The organism is Hymenobacter fodinae, from assembly GCF_004745825.1.
Classification (GTDB): Bacteria; Bacteroidota; Bacteroidia; order Cytophagales; family Hymenobacteraceae; genus Hymenobacter; species Hymenobacter fodinae.
In genome coordinates this window covers 913,675-930,525 of record NZ_SRLA01000002.1, presented here as the reverse complement: position 1 = coordinate 930,525, position 16,851 = coordinate 913,675, and the positions used below count along the sequence as shown (strand labels likewise).

Here is a 16,851-nt window from a genome sequence, read left to right as displayed (position 1 = left end):
CTGCATGAATGCCCTGCTAGTTGACGACTCGCGCCTGGCTCGCGCCGAGCTGCGCCATTTATTACAAGCCTTTCCGGATGTGCACATTGTAGGCGAAGCCCGCCACGCGGCCGAAGCCCGCACCTGCCTGCAGCAGCTCCAGCCCGATTTATTGTTTCTCGACATTCACATGCCCGGCGAGACGGGTTTTGAGTTGCTGGCCACCCTCGACCACGCCCCTCACGTCATCTTTACCACCGCGTATGACGAATACGCCCTGCGCGCGTTTGAGGTAAACGCCCTTGATTATCTGCTGAAGCCCGTGCAGGAAAGCCGCTTGGCGGCTGCGCTGGCGAAGGCCCGCCTGAAGCGTATGGCACCCGTGCTGACCGAAGTAGCCGGGCCTAGCCCAACCGACGAGCCAGCACCTACCCCGCTGTCTGCCCAGGACCAGGTATTTGTGAAAGATGGCGAGCGGTGCTGGTTTGTGCGCCTGGCCGATATCAAGCTATTTGAAATTAATGGCAGCTACACCCAGATATACTTTGAGCAGCACCGTCCGCTGATTCCGCGCACCCTGCAACACCTGGAGGCCCGCCTCGACCCGAAAGTGTTTTTCCGCGCCAACCGTCAGCAGATAATCAATTTGAAGTGGATTGCCGCAATTGAGCCCTGGTTCAGCAACACCCTCAAAATTCAGCTGCGCGACGGCCCAGAGGTGGAAGTATCCCGGCAACAGTCGGTGCGTTTCCGGGAGCTGATGAGTCTATAAACCGGCAGAAAATCAACCTGCTTGCATCTTTTTCCCGCCGACGTTAGTACACGGAGCAGAGCTAGTTGCTCGCTGCCCGCCGGCAGCTTCCCTCACCGAGACTCTCTTCCCATGAAAGCGTTACTATACATTTCTGCTCTAGGCCTATTTCTAACCGGCACATCTTGCTCACAGGAGAAAGTGTTGCACAACCCCCGCAACAGCTACGGCTCGGTGAAGGTGAAAGGCGAAAGGCGCGGCAACAACAAAGCCCAGTTCAAGAGGAACCGCAACACTATTGGTTTTGGTCTCGACATGAATGGCAACAACCCCTACAAATTTCGCATGGTTGATGCGGGCAAGCCATATAAATACAGCAACAAGCCTAAGTAAATAGTGCTTGTTCTTGATCCTAAAAGGTCCTCCTACCCTGGAGTGACCTTTTTGTGTTTTAGGGGGTATAAACAGGTCCCATCTAAGTTGGATAACTAATTAATGCTAAGCTACCTTGGTTAATTTCCACCGCTGTACACAGCCAAAAATAAGGGTACTCCTCAAGGACGTATGTAGCATCCGAAAATGTTACTTTTACGTACTTATATCTTTGACTCTGGGGATTTTGCTGGATGGTTAGACTAGTACTTCGCACTCTATTTTATTGGTTATTGCTTAGCCCACTGGTGCAATCCGTCCGGGCTCAAGGGCCAGCGCTGCCCATAGTGGTAGCTCCGGGAACTACCGCCGAGCCCGGCCGCTTAGTGTTTCGACTAAAGCCGGCGTATGCCGCTCAGGCCAAAACGAATGGCGTGGCTATGCCTGCCCTCCAAACCGCGCTGAACAGTGTGGGCGCCACGGCCGTGCACCAGAAATTTCCGCAGGCCTCCGGCGTTGCTCTCAAGCGTCCCGGCGGCGTCGATTTAAGTCTGCTCTACCAGGTGGAGTTTGACCGCCGTCTAGCCCCCGAAAAAGCCTGCCAGCTCCTCCTACTCAGCGGTGCTGTAGAATACGCCGAGCCCCGCTACAGCCGTCAGCCCCTGTACCAGCCCTCCGACCCGCTGGCCGATTCTACTAACACCAATGGCCAGTACCACCTAAAGAATATCCGGGCTTATCGGGCCTGGGATATTACCAAGGGCGACACTAGCATGGTCATTGGCATTGTTGACGGTGGCACCCGCTACACCCACGAGGATTTGGCCAGCCAGATTCAGCTTAACCGTCTCGACCCTATTGATGGTATCGACAACGACCACGACGGCTATATCGATAACTACCGGGGCTGGGATTTTGCCGACAACGACAACGATGCTACCCGCGAGGCAAACAGCGTCCATGGCATTCTGGTGGCGGGCTGCGCGGCCGGCGCTGCCGACAATGCCAAGGGCATTGCGGGGGTAGGCTTTAAGTGCCGGTTCATGCCTCTAAAGATATACCCCAGCACTCCAGAAGGCAGCTTTGGCGGTTTTGAAGCCATTGTGTACGCTGCCGACCACGGGTGCAAAGTCATAAACCTCTCTTGGGGAGGCGAAGGAGGCCGCTCACAGTTCGAGCAAGACATTATCAATTACGCCGCCATCAACCACGATGTGGTTATAGTGGCCGCCGCGGGCAACACTAATGCCGAGCTGGACTTCTACCCCGCCAGCTACCAGAATGTGCTGTCTGTGGCCTCTGTGTCACCCTCGGATGAGAAGGGACCCAATACAACGTACAGCCGCCGCGTCGACCTCACGGCGCCTGGCCTGCAAATCGTCACCACTCTGGGCAACAACGATTCTGATTATTATCCGGTGGGAGGTTCCTCTTTCGCGTCACCCTTGGTGGCTGGGGCGGCGGCGCTGGTTCGGGTGAAGTTTCCGCAGTTTAACGCCGCCCAGGTGGCGGCGCAACTCCGGCAGACTACTGATAATGTGTATGCGTTGCCAGGCAACACTGCCTATGTAGGCAAACTAGGCACAGGCCGCCTGAACGTGCTGCGCGCTGTAGCTCTCACCGACCGTCGGTCGGCGCGCGTGACGAGCAGCACGATTAACCCGGCACGAGCCGCCTTTCAGCCCGGTGATGCACTGCAACTGACGGTAAACGTGCAAAACCTGCTTCAGCCTGTTACGGGCCTAACCGTTACGGTTACTTCGCTCTCCAACTACCTCATGGTGCGGCAAGGCTCTTTTGTGGCCGGGGCGTTGGCCACGCTGCAACGTTCCAGCAACTCGGCCGCGCCTTTTCAACTAGCTGTGGCTGGCACGGTCCCGCTTAATACCACGGCGGTATTGCGCTATCATTTGGAGGATGCTGCTACCGGGTACCAGGAAGATCAATACGAGACCCTGCTGCTGAACCCCGACTATGTGGTGCTGGATGCCAACAACCTGCGCCTGACGCTCACGAGTCGGGGCAAGCTAGGCTACGTAAACCTCAACAACAGCATTGGGGAAGGGGTTAGCTATAAGAGCGGCCCCCCCTTGCTTTACGAGGGTGGCCTACTGGTGGCTACCTCGCCCACCCGCATTTCCAATAACCTGCGCAGCAACTGGCCCAAGAGCGACCAGAACTTTTACTCACAGGTGAGCACTACGCTGCGTGCGCAGGCCGTGCGTGCCGACCAAGAGGCCTACGGCACCCTCCGCGACTCTCTGCCCAGTGATACCCGAGGCCGAACCGTGGGCGTGCGAGTGCGCCAAGTGGCCTACGCCTGGGCTACCGCGCCGCACCGCGACTACGTCATTCTAGAGTACCACCTGACCAATCTTACCGCCGATACCTTACGGCCCCTACATGCGGGCTTGTTTATGGATTGGGACCTGGCTCCTAACGCCGCTCGCAACGCCGCCGATTGGGACTCTACTCGGGCATTGTCCTATGCGTACTCTCCTGCCAACCCTACGCAGTACGTGGGCGTCAAGCACCTGACTGGGGGTAAGCCAAGCGTATACTCCATGGCCGATGACCCTACCGCGCCGGTGTATTTGGGCAACGGCTTTAGCACCGCCGAGAAGTTTCTGACGCTAAGCAGTGGCACGCGTAATGCAAAGGTAGGCCAGCCCACGGGTACGGATGTGGCCCAGGTAACGGGAGCTGCCCTGTCACGTCTGGCCCCCGGCGACTCGGTAGTGGTAGCCTTTGCCGTACTAGCGGCTCCCACGCTGGCGCAGCTACGCACCGCCGCCGAGGCTGCGCAGTCGCGCTACTCTCAGGTGTTGCCAGTGCGGGCCGCCACAATACCCGCGGGGTGGCAGCTGTACCCCAACCCCACCACAGGCCGCGTGCAACTTGTAGTACCCAGTGGCCTAGGAAGTGCCACCGTGCAGGTAGTTTCTGCGCTAGGCCAGTCGGTACTGCGCCAGCATGTGGTCACAGGCACCACCCAGCTCGACCTAAGCCGCCACGCCGCAGGCATGTACTTGGTGCAGATTTTAACGGCTACGGGTGTCTTCAGCCAACGCATTGTGGTGCAGCCCTAGTAGCTGGCCTAGGTGCAGTAGCCATAAGCTAGTGGGGCAGCAGTAGAAGCACGGGTCACTAGGCCACGGCGTAATGCAGGTGGGGTATAACTCAGACAAGCTGCTGCAAGCAGGGCAGAAATGGTGGGCAATGCGGTTGAGCTAAAAGGCCGATATCTTTGTGGAGCTTTCCCTTCTACTCTTGGGCTTTCTTCCCGTAAGAGAAGCTTCCCACCTGAACCATTCCCCCCTCATGGAAACAACCCAGCTTGCCCCCGCCCCTCGGCTCGAACACGACTTTCTTGGCGAACGGCAAATTCCTGAAAATGTATACTATGGCATCCAGACGCTGCGGGCGCTGGAAAACTTCGACATCACGGGTATTCCGCTAAAGGCTGAGCCATTGTTTGTGCAGGCCCTGGCCTACGTGAAAAAGGCCGCCGCCCTGGCTAACCGCGACCTAGGCGTGCTCGATAGCACCATTGCCGAGTACATTGCCCACGCCTGCGACCGGGTAATTGCGGGGGAGCTGAATGATCAGTTTCTGACCGACATGATTCAGGGCGGGGCCGGCACCTCGGTGAATATGAACGCCAACGAGGTTATTGCCAACGTGGCGCTGGAAATGATGGGCCACCAGAAAGGCGAATACGAGTTCTGCCACCCCAACAACCACGTCAACTGCTCGCAGTCGACGAACGACGCTTACCCCACAGCGTTCCGCATTGCGCTCAACAACAAGCTGGTGGGGTACCGCCGGGCCCTGGAGCAGCTGGCTGATGCCTTCGCTCAGAAGGGCGAAGAATTTCAGAATGTACTGAAAATGGGCCGCACCCAACTGCAGGATGCCGTGCCCATGAGCATGGGCGACGAGTTCCGGGCCTTTGCCACTAACCTGCGCGAAGAACTACTCCGCATTGATGATAGCCGTCAGCTGATTCGGGAAATCAACATGGGAGCCACCGCCATTGGTACTCGGGTAAATGCCCCCTCGGGTTATGCCGAGCTGGTAACCGAACACCTGCGCGACCTGACTGGCCTAGACCTGGTGCTGGCCGGCGACCTGATTGAGGCCACCTACGATACGGGCGCTTACGTGCAGCTCTCGGGGGTGCTCAAGCGTACAGCCGTAAAGCTGTCTAAGATTTGTAACGACTTGCGCCTACTTTCCTCGGGGCCGCGCGCAGGGCTGAACGAAATCAACCTGCCGCCCCTACAGCCCGGCTCCAGCATTATGCCTGGTAAGGTGAACCCAGTGGTGCCGGAAGTAGTCAACCAAACGGCTTTCTACGTAATTGGCGCCGACCTTACCGTGACCATGGCCGCCGAAGCCGGTCAGCTGCAGCTGAACGTGATGGAGCCAGTTATTTCCTTCGCTCTATTCACCTCAATCTCCTACATGACCCGCGCCTGCCATACCCTGCGCGAAAAGTGCGTGGTAGGCATTACGGCTAATGCGCAGCACACCGAGCAGCAAGTGCGCAACAGTGTAGGCATTGTCACGCAACTCAACCCCGTACTGGGCTACGAAACATCCGCCGAAATTGCCAAGGAAGCCCTGCGCACGGGCAAGTCGGTGTACGATGTGGCCGTAACGGAGCGGCAGTTGCTGACCCAGGCCAAGTGGGATGAGATATTCACCTTCGAAAACTTGATTCGGCCGCACTTTATTCAGTAAGTCAACACAGGGGTTGCGGCCCGGCTCCTCATTGCGTAAGGGCGCTGTTATAGATGCCGCCCACTGCCTCTTACGGTACAGAGAGGTAGTGGGCGGCATTCTTTTGTGCCTTGTGTTAGTGATAGCTGGCGGCCATTTAGCGCTGGCCAATGGGATAAGGGTTCCGAAGCTCGTCTTAACTAATCGGTTAACCCGTCGTAAGACCTTCTACCTATCATCTTTATTCTTTCCAGTATGAACCAGCCTGCCAACTCTTCCTCCCAAGCCGGAAACCCGCTGCTCAACCAGGCCAGCCAGTGGCTCGAACAAAATAACCTCTCCAGTCTGACCCCTGCGCTTAAAAATGTAAGCAACCAGGCCGTGGCGCGCTTCAATCGCCTCAGCACGACCCAGAAACTCGTGGGTGGCGCGCTGCTGGCCGTAGGTGCCATCTATCTATCCCGGCGTGGTTCTGGAGGCAAAGCCAGCCAAGGTAGTAGCCAAGCCGCCACGCTGAATGAACTGCTTTACTTCGTGAATGACCGGATTGAGGGTTACCAGCGGGCCGTGGATGAAAGCACTGACCCCGAGCTGAGTGGCTACTATAAGCAGCTCGTGAGCCAGAGCCAGCAGTTCGCCAATGAACTCAACCAAGCCCTGCGCCAGCAGGGAGGCGAGCAACAAAGCAGCACCACCCTCAAAGGCAAACTCTACCGCAACTGGATGGATGTAAAAGCCGCTATTACTGGTACCGATGAGAAAGCCATTTTGGGTTCTAATGTGTACGGCGAAGAGTGGGCAATAAAGGCGTACGAAGATGCCCTCGGCGACAACACCCTCACGGGCTCGATTCGCCAGGCCGTAGAGCGCCAGTATAGCACTTCCAAAAAGACCTACGACCGCCTGAAGAAATTAGAAGCTAAGCAGGAATAGTAGCCTGCCAGATAATAGCGAGTACGTCCTCGTTAGCCATGTATAAGTGGCCAGCGAGGACGCACTCTTTTCTGCTCAGACTGAAGGTGCCTGCGAAGGGCTTGCATGCTATTCAAAGCATCCTGTGTCTGCATTTGAAGCGGGTAGTGATATAATAGCCCCTTTGATTTTGGTCATGAATAAGCCCACATTCATAACTAAATTTATTAGCAATTATAACTTTCAAACTAACACCCATTAGCCAAAAATAGCATACCCTAAACTTGAAGTTAGAGGCGTCTAATTTTTATTAAAAAGTTATTAAAAACGCAAGCAGGACCATATCTAGCCTATATCTGTAGCAACCTATTTCATTCTAATTTTTTTAGTTATTTATCCCACATATTCGTATCTTTGGATATGTCGAAAGTCAAGCTTCCTGTACCGATTCCCGTCCAGCAGTATGCCCGATGCGTGGACGCCAGCCGCCGCCCCGCCGACCACGTTGGTGATTGGCCTGAGGCGGGGCGTGTGTACCCAGTGCAGGTGCGCCGCAATGCCCGCACTGGTGAGCCGCAGATCCATGTGCTCGGTTTCTATGCCGAGCGGCCGTATGGCGCATTTGCCCGTCACCGCTTCGAGACGGTGGCTAACGTATGGCTTAACTAGCCACTAGACTCTCTTTTCGCTACGTTTCTATCCCGGCTGTTTCCGTATGCTACTCGGAAGCAACCGGGTTTCTTTTTGCGCCTCTGTTAGTTTATTACTTGGAGTGGCCTAGACTTATTTTTCGGATGCTTGCTGCAGAGAATATCTTTGCGTCTTCATCCTGTCTCATGGAACACCCCCCCGAAGAAACGTATAGCATTCCGGCTCCTTACCGCCGCCTGGAAAACATGCACATCCTGTTCTGGCTGCTCAAGGATATCGGGTGGTGTATGATCTGGAAGCCACTTGGCCTGAGCATGATTATCCCCACCCTGAGCATTGCCGTGCTCATCACTTGGCGCACCCGGGAGATCAAGGCCGAACTAGCACACAACCTGGCTATCGTGTTCTGGATTTCGGCCAATTCTTACTGGATGATTAGTGAATTCTTCGGTTTTGACACGGTACACGTATGGGGCAGCATCACAGGCAAGCACATGGCCCTGGTACCCTTCCTGACTGGCCTAGCGATTTTGCTGTACTACTATCTGGTACAGAAGCCGCAGGAAACCAGAACCGAGCAGGTAGCTACGCTCTAGCCGCCAACTCCAGCAACTGCTCAATCAGTTGCACGGCTAGGGCAAACCGCTCAGCCCAGGCACCTCCTACTTCCTGATACTGAATCCCAAAATGCGTTAGCGTCTGCCGATGTGCTTCGTCCAGGCGGTGGCGGTCGGCGGCGGGCAGGCGGGTGCCGTCCTGCACAAAGAGCACATCGGGCAGTAGGTACAGGTATAAGTTGGCGCGGTTGAGGGCATACACTTCCGGGGCTAGTGCCAGTAACTCCTTGCCCATAAAGCGCGCGTAAGACTGCGTGATGTGCACATCGGTATCGAGCAGCAGCAGAGGGCCGGCGCCAGGCCGGAGAGGCGCAATACGTTGGGCATGAGCTTCGGCTACGGCGTACAGGTCAGCTAGGCTTAAATCACTGGAGTCGGCAATCAGGTCGCGGGCAGTTTCTAGCACGCAGGCTGCGCCAAAGTGGTCGGCTAGCTGCTGCGTGAGCGTGGTCTTGCCCGTTGATTCGGTGCCCAGAATAGCAACCGTCCGCTGGTAGTAGGCCTGCACGCTGGCCGGCAGGTAGAACCAATGGTGCCGTAAATCGGCCCGAATGGCGGAGGCCGAAATGGGCACCTGCTGGCGCGGCACATCGAAATCAAGGTACTGTATACCGAGGTGCTGGGCCACCAACACTCCGTAGGGCTCGGAGGTAACGACTAATGAAACGGTAGGCACCAGCTCCCGGAACACCTCGGCCCAGACTTGCGCCACTGCAACGGAAGTTTCCGAGGTGTTGGGCAGTTCAGCTTCATGGTAGTCATATAGCTGCACTTGCACATCTTTGGCCCCTTTATACTCGGCCCGCACCCATTCAGTCCGCACTATGCTGGGTGTCGTTTCCTGGTCGCTGACACATACTAGTACGGTCAGCAGGTCGCAGTGCTGCCGGGCGAAGTCGATGAGGGCTTTGTGGCCTAGATGGAAGGGCAGGAACTTGCCGAAAACCAGCGCGTGGATCATGGGTGGCGACGCCGTGGAGGTGGTCAAAGGGTTAATTTCAGGGCCATATAGTAATTGGCCGGGGCCTGCACGAAATACTTGCGGGTGCCATCTTCCTCCACCGTACCATTGTTGAAGTAGCGCGCATCGGTGAGGTTGTTACCAAACACCGTCAGCTCCCACCCCCGCCAGGCGTATTGCACCCGCGCGTTGAGCAGCGCGTAACCGTTGATTGCCACGGAATTGGCAAAATTCAAGTACGACCGGCTCTGGTAGCGCCCCGCCACTGCTACCAGCCAAGGCCCCTGCTGGTACACCACCTCTTGGTTGAATAATACAGCCGGCGTCAGAATGGGCTGAAACGACTCGCTCTGCTCTCGAATGCGACTTCGGTTAAGTGCGGCATTTGTCAGGAATGAGAGTTGGTGGGTGGCCTGCCAATTTGCTACCGCCTCTAGGCCAGCCCGGTAGCTGCGGGCCACGTTGTCGGTCAGCGCGAGCCCGTTGGGACCCAAGCTGCCGTTCAACACAATCTCGTTCTGAAAGTTCATGTAGTAAGCATTCAACTCCAGCTGCAGACCAGCTCGGCGGTGGCGCACGCCCAGTTCATGGTCGGTGACGTACTCGGCGCGGGTGTTGCTCACCAAGGCCCGCCCGTCAGTATCGGCCAGCAGATCATCGTTGCCTCCAAAGATATCGTTGCGGGTGGGCTCCCGGCCAGTTCTTCCGAGACTGTAGTAGAGCGTGGTGTTCTCGGTGGCGGCAAAGCTCAGGCCGGCTTTGGGGTTGAGGAAACGCCACGTGAGAGGGGCCATATCTACGCTGCCAGCGTACCGAAACGTCACGAGCCGACCCTGCAGGTCGGCGAAGGTGGTGAACTGGCCTAGCCGATATTCCAGCTTGCTGAAGGCGCTGCCCTCCCGCTTGTAGCCGGTATTGCGGTACAGCTCCCCGGCCGTTCGCTCGCTGCCCAGGTGCCGCCGCCGGTAGGTGCTCAGGTGTAGGCCACTAGTCCAGGTCAGGCGTTGGGTGCGACGCGTAACCGTGCTGAAAGCTCCCGCTCCTTCTGAGCGGAAATCGTAGCGGTACAATTCCTGCGTGGCCGGCAGGCCCAGAAACGTATTCAAATCGAAGTCGTAGCCTCCGCGCAGGCCGTTGGCATACACACTGGTGTTGACGTCGGTGGTGGTTGTGGGCTGCCACTGGTTCTGGAGCTGTACCAGCGCCTGCTGAAAATGGTCATTTTCGCGGCCGTTGGCGTTGGCGCGGCGGTTACGGCGCAACACTGAGTCGGGCACGGGCAGCCAGGCTAGTTGGTTGCGCTGCTGCCCGGCCAGTACGCTCAGCTTCCAGCTGCTTCTGTCGTAAAATAGCCCCCCACTCACGTACGCCGACTGCGACGTATTGGCGGACCGCTCCTTGTAGCCGTCGGAGTGCAGGTGGGAGGCGCGGGCATACACGGCCGTGCGGCCCCGTAGGCCACTGGCATACTCCCCAAATACCCGGTAGCTCCCGAAGGAGCCGTAGCCCCCACCCAGCGTCGCGCGGGCCGAGTCAAGCAGAGAGCTGGAAAACAACTGAATACTGCCCCCATAGCTAGCCGTGCCGTTTTGCGTGGTGCCCACGCCCCGCTGAATCTGAATGCGGCTCAGCGAGTTGAACAGGTCGGGGTAGTTGGAGAAATACGCGCCTTGGTCTTCGGGCTCGTTCAGGGGCACACCGTCAAGGGTGGTATTAATGCGCGTTTGGTCGATGCCGCGCAGGCGGAAGTATGCGTAGCCTTGGGTGCTGCCAGCATCTGAATAAGCCGTTACGCCCGGCGAGAGCTGGGTTAGTAGAAACGATGGCTCCTGGCCTACGCTCCGGGCTTTCAGCAACGAGCCGCTTAGGTTCTGGAACGTGACAGGCGTCAGCTTATCGGCCTGGTATGTTACCAGCACATCAGGCAGCGTGCGGGTGGTATCGGAGGTAGTTTGAGAGATTTGGGCCTCAGCTGAAAAGGCTGACAGGCAGGCAAGAATAGGTAGTATAGATTGCTTCATGCACGATAAATTCAGGCGTAAACAGCAGCCAAAGGTACATTCCCCCCAGCAGGAAGCGCTGCAGAAGTAAGTCCACCTAGTAACTCTACCTGTAATGGCGCAGCATCTAACCATAATGCAACCAGCCGCCTTCCTACTTCTGTAGGAAAGGCGGCTGCACTACATTTGTTGGTAACCGACGTGGTTTTTTTACATTTCTACGTCGACCTGCACGGTTTCCTGCGGGGCTAACTTGGGTACCAGCGCGTGATAGGTCAGGATAGGCGCGTCGTTGGTCATACCCTGGGTAAACTTTACCCGTAGTTTTAACTGCCCAGTTTCGCACTCACGTGCGTAGGTGTAGGCAATGGAGGAGCTGCCGCTGGCCGTGCCCTTGTTGCCAATCACCAAATCGTACTTTGTAAAGTCGATTTGTGGGTGGCAGCTACCAGTTACCAGTTTGTCAAAATCTGCCTGGTTCCGAATAATAGTATAGGTCTGGTCAAGACCAATGCTAAGTTGCCTGCGCGAATCAGTGCAACCGTACTCTTTTTCTAAACTAGTAGTTGGTAGTGTAGCATCTGCGCAGGGCTCGTTTTCGCCTACGCAGGTAACACACCCTGTGACTACCAAGGCTAGTATGCCGCCAGCAACCAGTGTAGATGTACGCTTCATTAAGACCGTATGTATCATGAATAGGTGATATACTATGTGGAGCCATTAAACACTGAAATAGTTGCAAAGGCTTAAAACAGAACAGCGGCCTCCCCTACTCGGTAAAGCCGCTGTTGTAAAGAAGTGCATGGCTAACCTCATCCCACACCCGCCTTCACATCTTCTGCAGTGCTGTGCGACTGTGGGGCTACGGCTGCGGAGGCTTTTTCCTGTTTCCAGCCAATTAGCAGTACCCCCGCTATTACCAGTGCTGTGCCTATTATCTGCTCCGTGAAAATCTTTTCACCCAGCACGTAATGTGCCTGCAGAATAGTAGACACCGGCCCAACCCCACTGATGATGGCCACGTTGTTGGAGCCGATTTTTCGCATACCCTGCGAAATCAGGAAGGAAGGCAGCACGGTTGCCAAAATGGCCAGCAGCAGCCCGTACAGCCACATGTCCTGGCCTAGCTTCACCGCTTGGAGGGAGTGCGTCAGCAGGAAGTGCACGAATACCCCAAACGTGGCCGCCAGCATGGCATACGCTGTGAACTTGTTGGCCCCTACCCGCGGAATCACCCGCCCACTTCCCACTATATAGATGGAGTAGGTAACAGCGCACATGAACACTAGCGCGCTGCCTAAATAGAAGTTGGGGTTGCTGGAATCAATGGACAATTCCCCCACGTAGGCCAGTCCGATGCCAGCGTAGGTGAGCATTAAGGCTAATTGCTGAATGCGGGAAATGCGCTGCCGGAAAAAGTATGCGTTGATGAACACCGCAAAGCTCGGGTATAGAAACAGGATCAGCCGCTCCAGTCCCGCCGAGATATACTGCAGGCCTAGAAAATCGAAAAGGCTGCTCACGTAGTATCCCAGCAACCCAATGCCGCTTACCAACAGCCACTCCCGGCCCGTCATGCGCACGTTGCCTTTCTGGGTGCTTACCAGGAAAGCTGCCGCCAGGTAAAACGGCAGCGAAAACACCATGCGCAATGCCAGCAGCGTCACGGCATCGGTGTGCGTTTGCCCGAAGGCCAGCTTCACGATGATGGCCTTGGTAGAAAACAGTACCGCACCCAGCAGGGTAATCAGAAAGCCAACGATGGAAATGCCTTGCTTGGTAGAGGCCATGTAGCCTTAAAAAAGAGGTAATGATAAAATCAGGACTGGCCTAGCAACAGGGGATAGGCCCATATTGTCTTGCAATACAGAAAACGGCCGCCTCCTTTGCAGGAAGCGGCCGTTTTGCATGGCGCTAGGCCAGGTTTACTTCTGCGACAGTTGGGCACCGCCCGACTCCTGCAGACGAATCAGGTTCAGGGCCGAGCCGGCTTTGAACCACTCGATCTGACCCTGATTATACGTGTGGTTTACCGTGATGAGGTCGGTGTCGCCATCGGCGTGGTGCAGGCGCACTTGCAGAGGCTGACCGGGGGCAAACGACGTGAGGCCGATGATGTCGATGATATCGTCTTCCTCAATCAGGTCGTAGTCGGCCTTGTTGGCAAAGGTCAGGGCCAGCATACCCTGCTTCTTCAGGTTGGTTTCGTGGATACGAGCGAAGCTCTTCACCAGAATGGCGCGCACGCCCAGGTGGCGGGGCTCCATAGCAGCGTGCTCCCGCGACGAACCTTCTCCGTAGTTCTCGTCACCTACCACGATAGAGCCAATGCCCTGCGCTTTGTAGTTACGAGCAACCTGCGGCACCGGTGAGTACGGCGTACCCTGGGTCATGCCGTCCTTCACGGAGTTGGCCTCGCCATTAAAGGCGTTGGTAGCCCCGATGAGCATGTTGTTGGAGATGTTGTCGAGGTGACCACGGTACTTCAACCATGGGCCAGCCATGGAGATGTGGTCGGTGGTGCACTTGCCCTGAGCCTTGATGAGTAGGCGTAGGCCAGTCAGGTCGGTACCTTCCCAAGGCTTGAACGCGTCGAGCAGCTGCAGACGGTCAGAACCTGGATCAACGATTACCTGTACCGAAGAGCTGTCGGCGGCCGGAGCCTGGTAGCCAGCATCTTCTACGGCGTAGCCCTGGGGCGGCATTTCGAGGCCGTGGGGCTCGTCGAGGCGCACTTGCTGACCGTCTTTGGTGGTCAGGGTATCAACCAACGGGTTGAAGGTCAGGTCGCCAGCAATGGCGAAGGCCGTCACGATTTCGGGCGAAGCCACGAAGGCGTGCGTGTTCGGGTTGCCGTCGTTACGCTTGGCGAAGTTCCGGTTGAACGACGTGATGATGGAGTTACGGCGCTTGGGGTCATCGGTGTGACGAGCCCACTGCCCGATGCACGGACCGCAGGCATTAGCCAGCACCACGCCACCCATTTGGGCAAACGTATCCAGCAGACCGTCGCGCTCTACGGTGTAGCGCACCAGCTCCGAGCCGGGCGTTACGGTGAACTCGGCGTTTACCGTCAGGCCCTTTTGCACAGCCTGCTCAGCAATCGAAGCCGCGCGGGTGATGTCTTCGTACGAAGAGTTGGTGCAGGAACCGATCAGGCCTACTTCCAGCTTCTCGGGCCAGCCGTGCTCTTTTACGGCTGCCGCGAACTGCGAAATGGGCCAAGCGGCGTCCGGCGTGAACGGACCGTTCACATAAGGCTCCAGTGTGCTCAGGTCAATTTCGATCAGCTGATCGTAGAAGGCCTCGGGGTTGGCGTATACCTCGTCGTCGGCGCGCAGGTGGTGGGCCACGGCAGAAGCAGCGTCGGCAATTTCAGCGCGGTCGGTGCCCCGCAGGTAGTCGCCCATTTTCTCATCGTAGCTGAATACCGAGGTGGTAGCCCCAATTTCAGCGCCCATGTTGCAAATGGTGCCTTTACCTGTAGCAGAAAGGCTGTTAGCACCTTCGCCGAAGTATTCTACGATAGCACCGGTACCACCTTTCACGGTCAGGATGCCGGCCACGCGCAGAATTACGTCTTTAGCTGAAGTCCAACCGTTCATTTTACCGGTCAGCTTCACGCCAATTACTTTCGGGAACTTCAGCTCCCAGGCCATGCCAGCCATTACGTCAACGGCATCAGCGCCACCTACCCCAATGGCAATCATGCCTAGGCCACCCGCGTTGGGGGTGTGCGAGTCAGTACCGATCATCATGCCGCCGGGGAAGGCGTAGTTCTCGAGTACTACTTGGTGGATGATACCAGCACCGGGCTTCCAGAAGCCGATGCCATATTTATTGGATACCGAAGCCAGGAAGTCATACACTTCCTTGTTTTCGGAGTTTGCAATGGCCAAATCCTCGTCGGCTCCTTCTTTAGCCTGAATCAGGTGGTCGCAGTGTACGGTGCTGGGCACCGCCACTTTAGCTTTACCAGCCTGCATGAACTGCAACAGCGCCATTTGGGCCGTAGCATCTTGCATGGCCACGCGGTCAGGGGCAAAGTCGACGTAGGAAACGCCCCGCTCATACGCCTGCGAAACAGAGCCGCCGTACAGGTGAGCGTACAGGATTTTTTCAGTCAGGGTAAGCGGGCGGCCAACGGCGGTACGGGCGGCTTCAATGCGGGAGCCCATGCCATCGTACACGGCCTTGATCATTTCTAAGTCAAACGCCATAATGCGAAATGGAAAAAGTGGAGAGAACGAACCTACTCATGGCAGGTGCGCAAATATACGTATCGGTCAGGCCGCGGGCCAACTTTTAGGGGCGTTGCCGCTGCCCTAAACCCTCATTTAGAATCATTCTAACCAGCAATACCGGAATAGATGCAGCTTATGCGGTCTTAGATTATAAACTAATAACCATTGGCAGTAGTTTAGCCCCGAATCAACTTAACTTTTTCATCATGCCCGTAGCCATTGCATTTCGCAAGGCCGTAACCGGGGCCGGACTCGCGCTGGCCGCGGTGGCCTGTCAGTCCAATTCGACCACCTCTGAAAACCAAGCCGGCTCCGATGCTGGCGCGGCCACTCCGCTCAGCGCCGGCACGTGGCGCGGCGTACTCAACACCCAGGGTCAGGAAATTCCTTTTCTGTTTGACGTAGCTACCGACGGCGGTAAGCCCACCGTGACGCTGCGCAACGGCGAGGAGCGCCTTAAGCTCGACGAAATCAGCACGGCTGGCGACTCTACTACCATTCGTTTGGGCGTATTCGATGCGGCTTTGGTAGTGCGCCCCGATGGCACCGACAAACTCAAGGGTGCCTGGGTGAAGTACGACGCCAAGCAGCCCTACCGCGTGGCCTTTACGGCCGCTAAGACTACCGGCTCACAAGACCTATTTACCGGCGGCACCAAAAAAGCCGAAGTGTACGGCGACCTAAAGCAGGGCGCAACCTTCCGCACGGAGTTCAAGGATGAGAAAGGTAACACCTACCCAGCCGTGGGCATCATTCAGCAAGACTCCACCGGCGGCTCAGGCATTACCGGTACCTTCCTGACCACTACCGGCGACTACCGCTACCTAGCGGGCAACTTGGTCACTAAAGCTGATGGGGAACACGTGTTACTTTCCACGTTTGACGGCAGCCATGGCTTCCTGTTCGATGGCAAGCTCGACAAGCCCGGCAACATCAATACCATCAAGGGCGACTTTTACAGCGGCAAATCGGGCCACGAAACCTGGACCGCCGTGCTCGATGCTACTGCCAAGCTGCCCGACGCCAACGCCCTCACGGGTATGAAGCCCGGCCAGAAGAAGCTCAGCTTCAAATTCCCGAACATTTTCGAAGGCGGCAGCATCTCCCCCACCGACCCCAAGTACGCCGGCAAAGTGGTGGTGCTGCAGATTCTGGGCTCGTGGTGCCCCAACTGCATGGACGAAACCAACTTCCTGGCACCCTGGTATGAGAAGAACAAAAGCCGCGGCGTAGAAATCATAGGCCTAGGCTATGAGCGCACCGAGGACCAGAAGCTGGCCGCCCAGAAGCTGCTGAAGATGAAGCAGCGCATGAACGTGGGCTACGACCTAGCTGTGGCTGGCGTGGCCGACAAGGATGCTGCCAGCAAATCGTTGCCCCAGTTAGCCAAGGTGCTGGCCTTCCCCACCACCATCTTCTTGGATAAGAAAGGCGAAGTGCGCAAGATTCACACGGGCTTCTCGGGCCCCGGCACTGGTAAGTATTACCAGCAAGAAATCGAGGAGTTCAACAAAACGATTGACCAACTGCTAGCCGAGTAACTGACCTGCTAGGCCACTCTAGTAGGTGCTCCCAGCAAAACAAAAGCCCAGCTTCTTGCTATAAGAAGCTGGGCTTTTGTTTTGCTAAATAGGCGGTC

General features: G+C 56.7%; 13 protein-coding genes. 8 read left to right on the top strand and 5 right to left on the bottom strand.

The features are described from left to right. The first annotated feature begins 4 nt into the window (after window positions 1–4). From EU556_RS11275 to EU556_RS11245, 7 genes are all read left to right on the top strand, one after another. Window positions 5–751, top strand: coding sequence for a LytR/AlgR family response regulator transcription factor (locus EU556_RS11275; RefSeq protein WP_135434190.1), 747 nt, complete (start codon window positions 5–7; stop codon window positions 749–751). A 111-nt stretch (window positions 752–862) separates the two neighbouring features. Next, window positions 863–1,123, top strand: a complete 261-nt coding sequence (locus EU556_RS11270; RefSeq protein ID WP_135434188.1) for a hypothetical protein — start codon at window positions 863–865, stop codon at window positions 1,121–1,123. Window positions 1,124–1,410: 287 nt separating this feature from the next. Continuing rightward, window positions 1,411–4,191, top strand: coding sequence for a S8 family peptidase (locus EU556_RS11265; RefSeq protein ID WP_167855545.1), 2,781 nt, complete (start codon window positions 1,411–1,413; stop codon window positions 4,189–4,191). 232 nt (window positions 4,192–4,423) lie between these two features. Beyond that, on the top strand, window positions 4,424–5,848 hold the full coding sequence (gene aspA, locus EU556_RS11260) for an aspartate ammonia-lyase (RefSeq protein WP_135434184.1): 1,425 nt from the start codon (window positions 4,424–4,426) through the stop codon (window positions 5,846–5,848). 234 nt (window positions 5,849–6,082) lie between these two features. Then, window positions 6,083–6,760 (top strand): ferritin-like domain-containing protein, encoded by a 678-nt coding sequence (locus tag EU556_RS11255; protein ID WP_135434182.1) that lies wholly within the window; start codon window positions 6,083–6,085, stop codon window positions 6,758–6,760. A gap of 399 nt (window positions 6,761–7,159) precedes the next feature. Beyond that, complete coding sequence (locus tag EU556_RS11250; RefSeq protein ID WP_135434180.1) at window positions 7,160–7,408, top strand: hypothetical protein; 249 nt, start codon at window positions 7,160–7,162, stop codon at window positions 7,406–7,408. Between the two features lie 167 nt (window positions 7,409–7,575). Next, window positions 7,576–7,986 carry a hypothetical protein gene (locus EU556_RS11245; RefSeq protein WP_167855544.1) on the top strand — a complete coding sequence of 137 codons (411 nt, stop codon included), beginning with the start codon at window positions 7,576–7,578 and terminating at the stop codon, window positions 7,984–7,986. On the opposite strand, the gene EU556_RS11240 is transcribed toward EU556_RS11245, so the two are convergent. From EU556_RS11240 to EU556_RS11220, 5 genes are all read right to left on the bottom strand, one after another. Continuing rightward, window positions 7,976–8,995 (bottom strand): AAA family ATPase, encoded by a 1,020-nt coding sequence (locus EU556_RS11240; protein ID WP_135434178.1) that lies wholly within the window; start codon window positions 8,993–8,995, stop codon window positions 7,976–7,978. The genes EU556_RS11245 and EU556_RS11240 overlap by 11 nt on opposite strands. Then, complete coding sequence (locus EU556_RS11235; RefSeq protein WP_167855543.1) at window positions 8,992–10,989, bottom strand: TonB-dependent receptor; 1,998 nt, start codon at window positions 10,987–10,989, stop codon at window positions 8,992–8,994. The genes EU556_RS11240 and EU556_RS11235 overlap by 4 nt, the downstream gene beginning before the upstream one ends. Window positions 10,990–11,178: 189 nt before the next feature. Next, window positions 11,179–11,643, bottom strand: a complete 465-nt coding sequence (locus tag EU556_RS11230) for a hypothetical protein (protein ID WP_135434174.1) — start codon at window positions 11,641–11,643, stop codon at window positions 11,179–11,181. 137 nt (window positions 11,644–11,780) lie between these two features. Further along, a complete protein-coding gene (locus tag EU556_RS11225; protein WP_135434172.1) occupies window positions 11,781–12,758 on the bottom strand; it encodes a DMT family transporter in 978 nt (325 codons plus the stop codon). Window positions 12,759–12,893: 135 nt separating this feature from the next. Beyond that, a complete protein-coding gene (locus tag EU556_RS11220; protein ID WP_135434170.1) occupies window positions 12,894–15,188 on the bottom strand; it encodes an aconitate hydratase in 2,295 nt (764 codons plus the stop codon). A gap of 230 nt (window positions 15,189–15,418) precedes the next feature. Between EU556_RS11220 and EU556_RS11215 the strand changes: the two genes are divergently transcribed. Then, window positions 15,419–16,753 (top strand): peroxiredoxin family protein, encoded by a 1,335-nt coding sequence (locus EU556_RS11215; RefSeq protein WP_135434168.1) that lies wholly within the window; start codon window positions 15,419–15,421, stop codon window positions 16,751–16,753. Window positions 16,754–16,851 lie beyond the last annotated feature (98 nt).

Excerpts from the sequence above, each read along its gene's own strand:
- aspA (WP_135434184.1), top strand. The coding sequence starts at position 4,424 with ATGGAAACAACCCAGCTTGCCCCCGCCCCTCGGCTCGAACACGACTTT.
- EU556_RS11230 (WP_135434174.1), bottom strand. The coding sequence starts at position 11,643 with ATGAAGCGTACATCTACACTGGTTGCTGGCGGCATACTAGCCTTGGTA.
- EU556_RS11255 (WP_135434182.1), top strand. The coding sequence starts at position 6,083 with ATGAACCAGCCTGCCAACTCTTCCTCCCAAGCCGGAAACCCGCTGCTC.
- EU556_RS11235 (WP_167855543.1), bottom strand. The coding sequence starts at position 10,989 with ATGAAGCAATCTATACTACCTATTCTTGCCTGCCTGTCAGCCTTTTCA.
- EU556_RS11250 (WP_135434180.1), top strand. The coding sequence starts at position 7,160 with ATGTCGAAAGTCAAGCTTCCTGTACCGATTCCCGTCCAGCAGTATGCC.
- EU556_RS11270 (WP_135434188.1), top strand. The coding sequence starts at position 863 with ATGAAAGCGTTACTATACATTTCTGCTCTAGGCCTATTTCTAACCGGC.
- EU556_RS11220 (WP_135434170.1), bottom strand. The coding sequence starts at position 15,188 with ATGGCGTTTGACTTAGAAATGATCAAGGCCGTGTACGATGGCATGGGC.
- EU556_RS11275 (WP_135434190.1), top strand. The coding sequence starts at position 5 with ATGAATGCCCTGCTAGTTGACGACTCGCGCCTGGCTCGCGCCGAGCTG.
- EU556_RS11245 (WP_167855544.1), top strand. The coding sequence starts at position 7,576 with ATGGAACACCCCCCCGAAGAAACGTATAGCATTCCGGCTCCTTACCGC.
- EU556_RS11225 (WP_135434172.1), bottom strand. The coding sequence starts at position 12,758 with ATGGCCTCTACCAAGCAAGGCATTTCCATCGTTGGCTTTCTGATTACC.
- EU556_RS11215 (WP_135434168.1), top strand. The coding sequence starts at position 15,419 with ATGCCCGTAGCCATTGCATTTCGCAAGGCCGTAACCGGGGCCGGACTC.